This is a genomic window from Sporocytophaga myxococcoides, from assembly GCF_000775915.1.
In the GTDB taxonomy this organism is placed as follows: domain Bacteria; phylum Bacteroidota; class Bacteroidia; order Cytophagales; family Cytophagaceae; genus Sporocytophaga; species Sporocytophaga myxococcoides_A.
On the sequence record NZ_BBLT01000001.1, the window covers coordinates 397,851 to 410,093 of the forward strand.

Consider the following 12,243-nt stretch of genomic DNA (forward strand, 5'->3'; position numbering starts at 1 on the left):
CGAAAACTCTGAAATTAAAGGAATATATTTGTTCTTTTATTAGGTTTGTTCGAATTAAATGCTGAGCTTGCGTGAGCATTTAAGTTATTGTGTTTTTCAGCTGCTCTGTATTAATCGTACCTCAGTTTTTCTCACCCTTTCTTAATTTATAATCATTCTTTTCTAAGATCAAATTAGCAGAATAATTATTGCTACCTATGAAGTCAATTCATAAGACTATTCAGTGTTTTTTAATAATAATAAATATATAACAATGGAAGGGAAAGTAAAATTTTTCAATAACTCAAAAGGATTTGGGTTTATTACATCATCAAATTCTAATGAAGATATCTTCGTACATTCTACAGGCCTTATTGATGAAATCCGTGAGAACGATCAGGTTAAATTTGATCTTGAGAGAGGTAAAAAAGGTATGAATGCAGTGAACGTGCAAGTCTTGAACTAAGAAGTTCTTAATAGATATTTTATTTAAAATTTGACTCAAAAGAAAACTACTTTACTAAGAGTGGTTTTCTTTTTTTTTTTATCTGCAGTAACAATGATTCGGCAAGCATCAGAGTTTCTGAACGATCATGATTCTTTTATTACAGAGATAATCTGTTAAACATCCATTTAAGAATGTTAAATCAGCTGAATTATAATTCATCACAGATATGTGTGCATGCCCAATTACTGTATCACTAAGTTAGGAAAATATAATTCCCCTAAATATCCTATATTGGCAAGATGTCTATCATAATACTCATGGTTTCAGGCTTGCAAGCTCTTCCTGAAGATAGATGATCTCATGACTTCGCTTTCATATTTTGTGGATTAGTCATGTCTTAAGTAAACAAATGTTACTGAAAGCCAGATTTTAATTTAACGATAAACATGTATTCTTTTTAGATATATGGTTTATTTTGTGTATATTGGTGTAATTCTTCTTTTGCCACCGTATTTTAACATCAGATTTATTCAGCGATTTTAATATATAAGCTCAAGGGTTGGTAGAATTTCTATTCGATAATTATTTTATAACTAACATAGTAACACATGAGACAACTTAAGATTAGTAAACAAATTACCAACCGTGAAAGCCAATCCCTGGACAAGTATTTACAAGAAATAGGAAAGGTGGATTTGATTACTGCTGAAGTTGAAGTGGAGCTTGCAAAGCGGATTAAGGAAGGAGATCAGGTGGCACTTGAAAAACTGACGAAAGCCAATTTGCGTTTTGTAGTTTCAGTAGCTAAACAATACCAGAATAATGGACTGACTCTCGGAGACCTTATCAATGAAGGCAATTTGGGATTAATAAAAGCAGCACAAAAATTTGATGAGACACGCGGATTTAAATTCATATCATATGCAGTCTGGTGGATTCGGCAATCAATCATGCAAGCATTGGCAGAGCAATCACGAATAGTACGATTGCCTTTGAATCGTGTTAGTTCTCTAACCAAGATTTCAAAGGCCTTTTCAGAACTTGAGCAAAAATTTCAACGTGAACCATCTACTGAAGAAGTTGCAGAATTAATGGGAGTAACTAATGAGGAAGTAATTGCAGATCTCAAAGTATCAGGTCGTCAGGTTTCAGTGGATGCTCCTTTCGCTCAAGGTGAAGAAAATGGCTTGTTGGACGTTCTTTCTGATGAAAATGAGTCAACTCCCGATTCTCAGTTAATAATGGATTCTCTTTCTATGGAAGTGCAACGGGTTTTATCTACTTTATCATTGAGAGAGTCAGAGGTTATAGGTCTGTATTTTGGGTTGAATAATAAAAGCTCAATGACTCTGGAAGAAATTGGCGAGAAATTTAATCTTACAAGAGAAAGGGTAAGGCAGATCAAAGAGAAAGCTACGAGAAGATTAAGAAATACTTCCAGGAGTAAAGCATTAAGATCCTACCTGGGTTAGATTAAATCAGAGGGCCGAGCACCCAGACAAGTTACACTTTAAGATTTAAAGTAATAATACTAAGCCGGAAGCTTTTTTATTCCGGCTTAGTATTATAATAAATTTGAGGTCTTTCTCCTCTCACATCAAAAGCAGCATAAAAATCAACCACCTGTTGCTGTTACTCACATTACTCTTTTCTCTTATATCTTTCAAGCCAATTTAATGCTTTGGATCTATCATTAAATAGTTCTGTAGGAACAGGGTTATTTTGAAGTTTAAAGACAATGTTACCTATTGTTTTAGCAATATAATTGTCAACCAGCATCGCTATGGCACTCAGGTTTTGGTAAGAATCAGGTAAGTTGTAATATTTTTTAGCTTCTTTCCGAACCGAAATAACATTTTTAACCTCCACTAAAACAGGACGAATAGCATTCCCCGCAGCTATTTTTCTATCCTCAACAAGTTGCCTGGCCATGGGGAGGTCTACTTCATTGTACTCCTGATTTAATACCTGGAGGATTACTCCATTCTCCAGCCAAGTCTCTGAATATTTGCTTACTATATGATTCTCTTTCATCCCGATTTATGTCGATCTCGTAATTAGGCAACAATTGGAATACAATCTTACCTAATTAAACGTCGCAAAATTTATGAAAAAAAAAAGAATTTAGTAAATGAAATTGTCAGTGAGGCAAAACAGAGGGGTATTAGCCAGCTTGTAGCAGAAGACACTGTTTATGACGGAAGAATCATTACTGTAAAAGGCCGGGAATTAATCAATTTTGGGTCATACTCTTATATTGGATTAGAAACGGATGAGAGGCTAAAAGAAGCAGCAATTGAGGCGATCAGGAAGTATGGTATTCAATATCCTTCTTCAAGGGCATATGTTTCCAGTACGCTTTATGTTGAACTTGAAGATCTTATTCGTAGAATGTTTGATGCCCCCATAGTGCTGGCATCGTCACTTTCAATAGGGCATCATGGTGTGATGCCTGTAATTTTAGAAGAAGGAGATGCTATTATAATGGATCAGCAAGTACATTCAAGCGTACAGGATGCCGCTAGAAAAATGCAGTTGAATGGAGTTCACTTAACAATTGTAAGACACAATCAGCTGTCGGAGTTAAAAAAGAAAATAGAGGAGCTTGGAGCAAAATATAATAGAATCTGGTATATGTGTGACGGGGTCTATTCAATGTATGGGGATGTTGCTCCAATCAATGAGTTGATAAGTCTTGCAGACCATTATAAAAACTTCTATCTCTATGTTGACGATGCTCATGGAATGAGCTCATTTGGTAAGAATGGCACCGGTTATATATTAAGCAAAGCCAGTCTTCATCCTAAAATGATTTTATGTACAGGTATGGCCAAAGGCTTCGGAACCATTGGGGCCATATTCGTGATCCCGGATCAGGAACTTGCATTAAAAGTACGTAATTGTTCAGGACCTTTAATTTTTTCCGGCCAGCAGGCTACATCTATTCTTGCTGCAAGTATTGCATCAGCAAAGATACATCTGTCAGGAGAGATAGAAGTAAGGCAAAAATTCCTTGCAGAAAAAATCAGTTATTGTCACAGGTTATTGAAGAAATATGAATTGCCGGATATATCAGATCCCGAAACTCCCATTTTTTTTATAGGGCTTGGAATGATGAGCGTGGGATTTAATCTTGTGGAGCGGATGATAAAGGAAGGATTTTATGTCAATATAGCAGCTTTTCCTGCGGTACCGGAGATTTGTACAGGCATACGGTTTACTGTCACAATTCATACAACTCTTGAAGATATTGAAAAATTGGTAGAAGCATTAGTCAAACATTTCCCTCTGGCATTAAAAGAGGAAGGCAGAACTTTTAAAGATATTCAGAGGGCTTTCAGAAAAGTATCCAATTTTGATAACAATCAATTTATACCGGTAGTAAAGAATGAACAGAACTATTTCAGAGTCTCGCACACTGATAGTATAAATGAAGTGTCTGAATCATTGTGGAATAAATTATTGGGTCATAGGGGCATTTTTACACATAAGGCATTGCAGTTAATGGAGAGAACTTTTCAGTTATCAGATAAGCCCGAGGATAACTGGAAATTCCATTATTATTTTATCTATGATTCCAATAATAAACCCATTATTGCTACATTCTTTACAGAAGCACTTGTTAAAAGCGATATGCTTTCACCTGCCTCTGTTTCAGAACAGATTGAAGAGAAAAGAAAGCATGATCCATATTATCTCACTTCAAAGGCATTGGTAATGGGAACCGTTATATCAGAAGGAGATCACCTGTATCTGGATAAATCCAATAATGATTGGAGGAATGCATTGATGCTTCTGCTTGATACTGTTTCAGAGCTTTCAGAGAAAGTTAACATCGGTCAGGTGTTAATCCGAGATATGAATGCAAATGATACTGAAATTAACGATTTCTTTATTCATCATGGTTTTGTGAGGTATCAGTTGCCAGAGACCCATGTGATAGAAGATCTGAAATGGAATAATAAACAGGAATTTTTGAATAGATTCCATAAGCACAGAAAGCAATATCTAAAGCAGAGAGTATTTAAAAGTGAAGATGACTTTAATGTGAAAGTTTACAGTGGTAATAATGATCGTATTGCTTTATGGTATCAGCTATACAGGAACACTGCACAGAAAAGCGTTCAGCTGAATACATTTGTGTTACCTGAAAATTTTTTTCAGAACATCATTGAAGATACTGATTGGGAGGTGATAGAGCTTTCTTATAAAGGAGATAACACAACAGATAGGGAAATTGTAGTAGCTGTTATGTTTTGCTACAAAACAGGTAACAGCTATTGTCCTTTGTATGCGGGGTTAAACTATGATTACCTGGATTATGATATTTATCCTCAGCTATTGTGGCAAACTATATTGAGAGCAAAGGAGCTTGCTGTTTCACCAATAAATCTGGGCTTTACTGCTTCCCAGAATAAGAAAAAATTCGGTGTAATCAGTTATTCAAACGTTGGATATTTACAAATGAAGGATAGTTACCAGATGGCATTGATAAACTTAATGCCCAATGAAGTAAGGTAAGAAAAAAGCCCCTGAAGCAAAAGGTTTCGGGGGCTTCTTTTTCTGATAGTTAACAAGGTAATTGGATGATATAAACAGTCCCTTCCGATATATTGTAGAACTGATTGGTAGCAATTTTTAATATTGCATCATCTTTGTAGCCTGATTTTAACTTTACTTTAAATATCTGATCCGTTCCTGCACTGAAAATCTTTTTCTCAACTTCCTCCATATCTTCTATAAAAGCACTAATCTGCAAATTGTCGAATAATTCTGCATCAGGATATAAGTCGGTTCTATCCGTATGAAATAGTTTTATATATCCGTCTTTATTGGTTTGAATGATAACCGTGTTCTTAAGTCCAAGTTTGTCTATAGTGAGCCTGACAAGAGCTTTAGGAAATACTTTATCTTCTAGCTCTTCATTTAAAGTATTCAGACTAACAGATATTAAATTCTGGAAGGTTTTAAGTGAGGGGTTAAGTGATAGTCTTCCTGAAAAATCGAGTGAAGCCATCAGACAAATCATCCTTTGGAATTCATTAAAATAATTTTCTAAGTGATTTTGTTCATTAGTCCAATACACCAGGTTATTTAAAATGTTCGTAAGCTTTTCTCTGTCTTCATTCAGGTCGGTTGAATGGTTGAGGATTTGATAAGCTTCTTTTAAAAGATTATCCAAGAGGTGTTCATCTAATTTGCCGGTGATATTTTCCATAGGAAATAAAAATAAAATTGATAATACAATATTATGTTATAAAAACGAATTTGCAAAATCTCAGTTGCCGTTAAGTGTGTTATTTTGTGTTATAAAGAGGTGTTTTTTTTAGATAAAAGCTAAAGTTGAGTGTTTTTTTAAAAAAAACATAAAATATTTTATTTCATCATTTATGAGTTGCAGGAATAAAATAGACAAAAGGGATTGGGATGGCGGAAACTCTGGATTATTTAAATACAACTCTATTCGACTTTTCCCATTCTTCTTTATTGAAAGATGCGGAGACTAAAATGTAAACTTGAAAAATAGTTGTGCTTGGCATGAAATCCTTGTTTTATTTGGTATTCCTCCTGTTATCAGGATTTTTTACGTCTGTATATCAAATTGAAAAAACTAGGTACATTGAGCATGTCCAGAATCGTAGAAGAGATAAGTCCTCCTATAACGACTACCGCTAGTGGCTTTTGGGTTTCTGATCCGATCCCGGTAGAGATAGCTGCTGGGAGCAGTCCAAGGGAAGCCATTAGAGCAGTCATTACTACTGGCCTTAATCTTCTTGTAGCACCTTCTTTAACTGCCTGTTCAAGTTCCATACCTTCTTTTAAATTTCTCTTAAATGTATTTACCAGGATTACTCCACCCTGAACGGAAACACCAAAAAGCGCAATAAACCCAACTCCTGCAGAAATACTGAAATGGATTCCCGTTATATACAAAGCGAATATTCCCCCAATTATTGAAAATGGAACATTCATTAATATCAGGAAAGAATCTTTTACATCTCCGAAAGACATATAGAGGATGAGGAAAATTATAAAAATACTGATCGGTACAACAAATTCTAGCCTCTTTAAAGCCCTTTGCTGATTTTCAAATTCACCTTTCCATACTACTTTGTAACCTTTGGGTAGGTGTAGAACTTTGTTAACCTTTTCCTGAGCTTCCTTAATTGTACTACCCAGATCTCTTCCTCTTACCGAAAATTTTATTGCAATAAATCTCTGATTACCCTCCCGGTATATGAATGCAGGGCCAGTCTCACTGGTAATATCAGCAAGTTGTTTTAAAGGAATTCTTGATACATTATCTAAAGTTGGCACCATTATATTTGCTATTTTCTTTTCTGAGTATCTGTATTCTTCATCATAACGGACAACCATGTCAAATTTCTTTTCCTCTTCAAAGACCTTGCTTATTGATTTTCCACCTACTGCCATCTCTAATGCTGCCTGACAATCCTGGGTAGAAATATTATACAAAGCAAGTTTGGAAAGGTCAAGGGTGATTTTTAATTCGGGTTGTCCAATATTTCTAAACACTCCCAAATCCTTTATTCCCTCGATATTTTTAATTACATCATAAACTTTGTCAGCAGATTTTTCAAGAAGGTTCAAATCCTGTCCTAGCACTTTAATTGCTATAGCTCCTTTTACTCCGGAAACAGCCTCTTCTACATTGTCCTGAATAGGTTGAGAGAAATTAAAAATGATCCCTGGGTATCTTGATAATCTTTGAGAAATGGCATCAATTATTTCATCTTTGGAAATGACACGCTTCCATTCATTTTCAGGATAAAGATCTACGAAAAACTCAATATTAAAAAAGCCTGTAGGGTCAGTGCCATCGTTAGGCCTTCCTGTCTGTGACATTACTCCTCTTACTTCAGGAAACTCTTTAAATATGGAACGGAAAGTTTTGGTATAATAATAACTTTCTTCAAGGGAAACAGACATGGGCATTGTTGCTCTTACATATATAGATCCTTCATTGAGATGCGGTAAAAACTCGGATCCTACGAAACGAAATGTAAATAGGGCAAGCGCTAAAATAGCTCCGGAAATAATAAGTGTTCTTTTAGGGTGCTTGATTGTTTTCGTGATTAAAGGAGTATATACCTTCAGGAGATTTTTTATGATGAAATTTTCTTTTTCTGTTACGTCTTTTGGAATGAGATAATAAGACAGCATAGGGATTAAGGTAAGGCTGATAATCATAGCTCCCAGAAGCGCAAATCCGATAGTATAGGCAAGAGGGGAAAATAACTTTCCTTCTACTTTTTCAAATGAAAAGATTGGAAGCAGGGCTGCAATAATGATAAGCTTGGAAGTAAAAATAGACTTCCCCATTTCAGTGGCAGTTTGAATTACCCAACTTAACTTTCCTCTCTTCTTAAATTTGTCAAAACCAAGCTGGTAAGCTTTGTGTGCCAATACAACAAAAATACCTTCTGTCATAACCACTGCACCATCGATTATGATTCCAAAATCTATGGCCCCTATGGACAGCAGATTTGCTCTCATTCCTTTCAGATACATTAATATTATTGCAAATAATAAAGAAAGAGGGATTACAATAGCGACTATAATTGTAATTCTCCAGTTTGCAAGAAAAATAAAGAGGATAAGCGTCACAAGTGTAATTCCTGTAATCACATTTTCTCCAACCGTATGAAGTGTGTATTTATTAAGAGTGGATCGATCGTAAAATACTTTCATTTTTACATCATCCGGCAAAATCAATTCATTCAGCTCTTTTACCTTTTTTTTCAGGTCAGGGAGAACTTTTCCAGGATTTTCCCCTTTTCTCATCAGAACAATTCCTTCTACGATATCATCAAGACTATCAAGACCCACAATACCTATCTGAGGTAAATAGGATTCTCTTACAACTGCAACATTGGCAATCTTTATAGGAACCCTGTTAATATTTTCTATGATGATATTGGAGATGTCTTCTACATTTTTTACAAGTCCTATACCTCTTACCACGAAAGCTTCTGAACCACTTTTTATGACATTTCCGCCCACGTTAATATTTGAGTTCTTCAGAGCATTATAAACGTTAATGGCAGTGAAGTTATACTGCGCAAGCAGGTGAGGGTCAAGAATCACTTCAAAGGATTTTACCTTTCCACCAAAACTCACAACATCTGCAACACCTTCTACAGACTTTAGCTGTTTGTCTATAATCCAATCCTGAATTGTTTTTAATTCTCTTACATCTTTGGTTTTGCTTTGCAGACTGTATCTGTAAATTTCACCTGTAGGACCTGAAGGTGCTTGTATTTCAGGTACTACTTCATCAGGGATATCTGAATTTGCCAGTCTTGAGGATACTTCTGTCATAGCCTCAAAAGGTGTTACGCCATCATCAAAAATTAATGTGACTACTGATAGGCCAAAAAGTGAGACTGATCTTAATGTGTTCTTTTTGGGAACGATATTCATCTCCGTCTCAATTGGAATAGTTACGAAGCGTTCAATTTCCTGTGCACTTCTCCCAGGCCATTGAGAGATGATTATAATATTAGTATTGGTCACGTCAGGAAAGGCTTCAATAGGAAGTCTGGTAAAACTGAATATACCTGCTAAGGCCATTAAAGCAGTCATAAGCAGAATGAAAATTCTGTGTGTAACTGAAAAAGATATTATATAACATAAAAATTTATTCATATCATATATGATTCATGATATGGTTGTATATGAGCAGACTTCCTTCGGAAACAACTATGGAACCCTCGTCAACGCCTGATTCTATAAAAGTTCGGTGAGATGATTTTCGAAATATCTCTACTTTTTTAATGACCAGATTTTTATTAATCACCTGTACCACAAAATAGCTGTCTTTATCAAAAATAACAGCACGAGGATCGAGAGCAATAAAGCGCTGAGGAGAAGGTACATCTACTTTTAACTTAGCATACATTTCAGGTCTTAAAAGTTTCTCTGAATTATCTATTACCACTCTTATTCTTAAAACCCTTGCTGTTGCTTCCAGAACATGACTTACCTTATCGATAGTACCTGAAAATTCTTTATTAGGAAAAGCTTCAGTAGAAATCTTTACCATTAGCCCTACTTTCACAGAAGATATATCATCTTCAAAAACATTTCCCCATATCCATACTTTGTTCAAATCAGAAATTGTGAAGAGGTTCTTGCCATCTTTACTCACCTTCATGTTATTGGTAATATTCTTTTCAACCAGGTAGCCATTGATCGGGGATTTAATAATTGAAAGAGGGATTTTGCTGTCTTCTGAGGTACCAAAAATCGCTAAGTTTTCTTTGTTTTTTTGGAGCTCATTTTTACTTTTTTCAAGTTCCTTTTTAGCAGATAGATATTGCAGTTTTGAATTGAAATCAGCTTTGTATAAATCTTCCGCTACTTTAAAATTTTTCTGGGCCAGTTCATAATTGGCCTTGCTCGCATGATAAACTGTTAGGAGTTCTGAAATGTCACCGCTTTTTATTGATACTAAAGATTGACCTTTCATTATAGGATCACCGAGATTTACATTTATATCCTGAGTAATACCTGAAACCATCGGGAAAATCTGAACTACATTATTTTCATCAAATGATATACGGCCATTTAAAACAATTTCATCGCTTAACTCATGAAACTTAGCAGTATCTGTCTTGTAAACGAAATACTCAGAATAACTTTCCTGTGGCTTTAAGAGGGATTTTAATTTGGCTGATGGCTTGAAAAGCAGATAGCCTAATAAAAACGAAGCAATACATAGCAATACAGTTATACCTATCCATATTGATCGTTTATTTTTTACCATAAGATCATTTAGTAAAAGTTGGAATTAGTAACATAGTTTATTTGCATCTGACTAATAATAAGGTTGTATTCAATTTCATATAAGTCCATCTTTCCGTTTTCATAAGTTCTGATTTTATCCATGAAGTCAAGTATACCTATAGTTTTGCTCTCATATAACTGAACTGCTTTGAGAAGTATCTGGTCCAAACCGATTTTATAATTCGGATCTATTTTTATATAAATAGCATAAACAGTTTGGAAACGCAAACTGGCGTTGTTCACTTCCTCTTTCAATTGTAAAGTGGCCTGATCGATAGCTATTGCCTTAAGCTCTTTCTGAAGTTGAGATAGTTTAATGTTCCCCTGATTTCTATTAAAAATCGGAAGATCTATAGCTGCGTTCACTCCGATATAATTAGTAAAAGCATTTCCAAATCTGTCATAGGCACTACCAATCATTAAATCGGGGATTGCAATTGCTTTTTGGTATAAATAATTGATTTCAGAAAAACTCAATTCATCCTTTGCTACTTTTAAATCCGGTCGTCTGGACAATGCTGAGTCTTCCAGTATTGGTAATTCATATTTGGTAATGCTCTGCCTGCTTTCTTTTTTTACAGGAACGACAAAATGATTCGACGTTAACCGAAGCATTATTCTCAGATCTGATTCATTATCATTGATGTCTTTTATTATATATACCTTTTGAAGTCTTATGTCTTGTAATTCGTATTTGATTCTCAATATGTCATAACCTGCAATATCCCCATCCTTTAAGCGGATTTCAGAAGCTTTTAACAACTCCTCAAGCTGAGCTTCTTCGAGTGTCAGCAGATTCAGCTTGTTCAAGTCGTAATATATGGCATAAAAGTCCTGATATAGCTGAAATTTTAAGGATCTTAATACATCCTGAAAAGTATGAAAAGCAATACTTTTATTGGTTTCCTGCATCTTTACCAGTTTCGTTCTTTTTCCTGCCAGTCTTATTAACTGTTGCAGGTGCAGTTCAACCTGTCCGTTCTGGTCTGTAAAATCAAAAGGTCTGTGATCATTAGGATTATAAAGTACAATTTCTCCGAAAAAAGATGGGTTGTTCCATAACCTTGCTTGCTCTACTGCCGCCTCGGCAAAAGAGATATTATATTTTTGAGCAATAAGCTGAAAGTTTTTCTCAAGAAATATAAGCTCTGCCTGCTCAATATTGAGATAAAGTGTATCAGAATTTTTGCTGTATAAATTTTTAGATATCCCATATAAATGGGAAGAATACATAAACAGAATAAATATGATAAACACTTTCACGGAAAATGTTTTTAATGATAGAAAACAGGGAAGACAAGCAAAGGTTTAAATAATTCCTCCCTTGAAAGGAGGCAAAAGTTTATCTGTAAATTTCTGAAAATATTTTGTTCCGCTTTTTCAAGGAAGGGAGTGGAAACATTTTTCAGACATTTAATTGTTAAAATCATAAGTGAAGGCTGTTGGAAAGCTTTGTTTAGATTTAGTATTATTTATGAGGAGGATATCATGGAAAGTAAAGTTTTAAGTCATGGTCATGAGACGACCTCCCTACTGGTATTCCAGGAAGGGGATGAACTCATCAGTACTCTTGAAAAATACGCCTTCGATCATGATATCACTTCTGGACATTTTGAAGGGATTGGTGCATTTAAAAATGTAGTTGTCGCGTTTTTCGATTGGGACAAGAAAGAGTACATAAAAATTCCTTTCGATGAGCAGTTGGAAATTTTATCCTTTAATGGAGATATAACTATAGAAGATGAGATTCCCAAAATACATGCGCATGTTGTATGCGGAAGAAAAGATGGGTCGGCGGTAGGTGGCCATCTGGTTGAAGGATATGTAAGACCAACGTTAGAACTGGTTTTATATAAATCAGATAAACATCTAAGGCGAAAAGTGGATCCGAAGACAGGTGTACATGTAATTGATATCAGAAGCTCGGGAGATTAATTTTGCTGTAATAATCACTAATTGAATTTCTTCTAAAATTAAGTTGATTCTAAAAGTAAAAAACAAACCTA

The 12,243-nt window shown here is 35.0% G+C and carries 9 protein-coding genes; 4 read left to right on the top strand and 5 right to left on the bottom strand.

Annotated elements, in window-relative coordinates:
- Positions 1 to 253: 253 nt before the first annotated feature.
- Positions 254 to 445 carry a cold-shock protein gene (locus tag MYP_RS01690; RefSeq protein ID WP_045457575.1) on the top strand — a complete coding sequence of 64 codons (192 nt, stop codon included), beginning with the start codon at positions 254 to 256 and terminating at the stop codon, positions 443 to 445.
- Positions 446 to 1,035: 590 nt separating this feature from the next.
- Positions 1,036 to 1,899, top strand: coding sequence for a sigma-70 family RNA polymerase sigma factor (locus MYP_RS01695; RefSeq protein ID WP_045457578.1), 864 nt, complete (start codon positions 1,036 to 1,038; stop codon positions 1,897 to 1,899).
- A 169-nt stretch (positions 1,900 to 2,068) separates the two neighbouring features.
- Here MYP_RS01695 and MYP_RS01700 read toward each other — a convergent pair whose 3' ends face one another.
- Entirely contained in the window at positions 2,069 to 2,461 is a 393-nt protein-coding gene (locus MYP_RS01700) for a DUF7793 family protein (RefSeq protein ID WP_045457581.1), read from the bottom strand.
- A 198-nt stretch (positions 2,462 to 2,659) separates the two neighbouring features.
- Between MYP_RS01700 and MYP_RS01705 the strand changes: the two genes are divergently transcribed.
- Positions 2,660 to 4,948 (top strand): bifunctional aminotransferase class I/II-fold pyridoxal phosphate-dependent enzyme/GNAT family N-acetyltransferase, encoded by a 2,289-nt coding sequence (locus MYP_RS01705; RefSeq protein ID WP_262506725.1) that lies wholly within the window; start codon positions 2,660 to 2,662, stop codon positions 4,946 to 4,948.
- 49 nt (positions 4,949 to 4,997) lie between these two features.
- Here MYP_RS01705 and MYP_RS01710 read toward each other — a convergent pair whose 3' ends face one another.
- From MYP_RS01710 to MYP_RS01725, 4 genes are all read right to left on the bottom strand, one after another.
- Positions 4,998 to 5,645, bottom strand: coding sequence for a hypothetical protein (locus MYP_RS01710; protein ID WP_045457586.1), 648 nt, complete (start codon positions 5,643 to 5,645; stop codon positions 4,998 to 5,000).
- A gap of 356 nt (positions 5,646 to 6,001) precedes the next feature.
- The gene (locus MYP_RS01715) at positions 6,002 to 9,097 is read right to left on the bottom strand and encodes an efflux RND transporter permease subunit (protein WP_045457589.1); all 3,096 of its coding nucleotides are present in this window, start codon (positions 9,095 to 9,097) and stop codon (positions 6,002 to 6,004) included.
- Position 9,098: 1 nt separating this feature from the next.
- On the bottom strand, positions 9,099 to 10,217 hold the full coding sequence (locus MYP_RS01720; RefSeq protein WP_045457591.1) for an efflux RND transporter periplasmic adaptor subunit: 1,119 nt from the start codon (positions 10,215 to 10,217) through the stop codon (positions 9,099 to 9,101).
- A gap of 8 nt (positions 10,218 to 10,225) precedes the next feature.
- Positions 10,226 to 11,470, bottom strand: coding sequence for a TolC family protein (locus MYP_RS01725; protein WP_045457594.1), 1,245 nt, complete (start codon positions 11,468 to 11,470; stop codon positions 10,226 to 10,228).
- 255 nt (positions 11,471 to 11,725) lie between these two features.
- Here MYP_RS01725 and MYP_RS01730 point away from each other — a divergent pair, with 255 nt between their 5' ends.
- Complete coding sequence (locus tag MYP_RS01730) at positions 11,726 to 12,172, top strand: PPC domain-containing DNA-binding protein (RefSeq protein ID WP_045459051.1); 447 nt, start codon at positions 11,726 to 11,728, stop codon at positions 12,170 to 12,172.
- Positions 12,173 to 12,243 lie beyond the last annotated feature (71 nt).

Excerpts from the sequence above, each read along its gene's own strand:
- MYP_RS01730 (WP_045459051.1), top strand. The coding sequence starts at position 11,726 with ATGGAAAGTAAAGTTTTAAGTCATGGTCATGAGACGACCTCCCTACTG.
- MYP_RS01720 (WP_045457591.1), bottom strand. The coding sequence starts at position 10,217 with ATGGTAAAAAATAAACGATCAATATGGATAGGTATAACTGTATTGCTA.
- MYP_RS01690 (WP_045457575.1), top strand. The coding sequence starts at position 254 with ATGGAAGGGAAAGTAAAATTTTTCAATAACTCAAAAGGATTTGGGTTT.
- MYP_RS01700 (WP_045457581.1), bottom strand. The coding sequence starts at position 2,461 with ATGAAAGAGAATCATATAGTAAGCAAATATTCAGAGACTTGGCTGGAG.
- MYP_RS01715 (WP_045457589.1), bottom strand. The coding sequence starts at position 9,097 with ATGAATAAATTTTTATGTTATATAATATCTTTTTCAGTTACACACAGA.
- MYP_RS01710 (WP_045457586.1), bottom strand. The coding sequence starts at position 5,645 with ATGGAAAATATCACCGGCAAATTAGATGAACACCTCTTGGATAATCTT.
- MYP_RS01695 (WP_045457578.1), top strand. The coding sequence starts at position 1,036 with ATGAGACAACTTAAGATTAGTAAACAAATTACCAACCGTGAAAGCCAA.
- MYP_RS01725 (WP_045457594.1), bottom strand. The coding sequence starts at position 11,470 with ATGTATTCTTCCCATTTATATGGGATATCTAAAAATTTATACAGCAAA.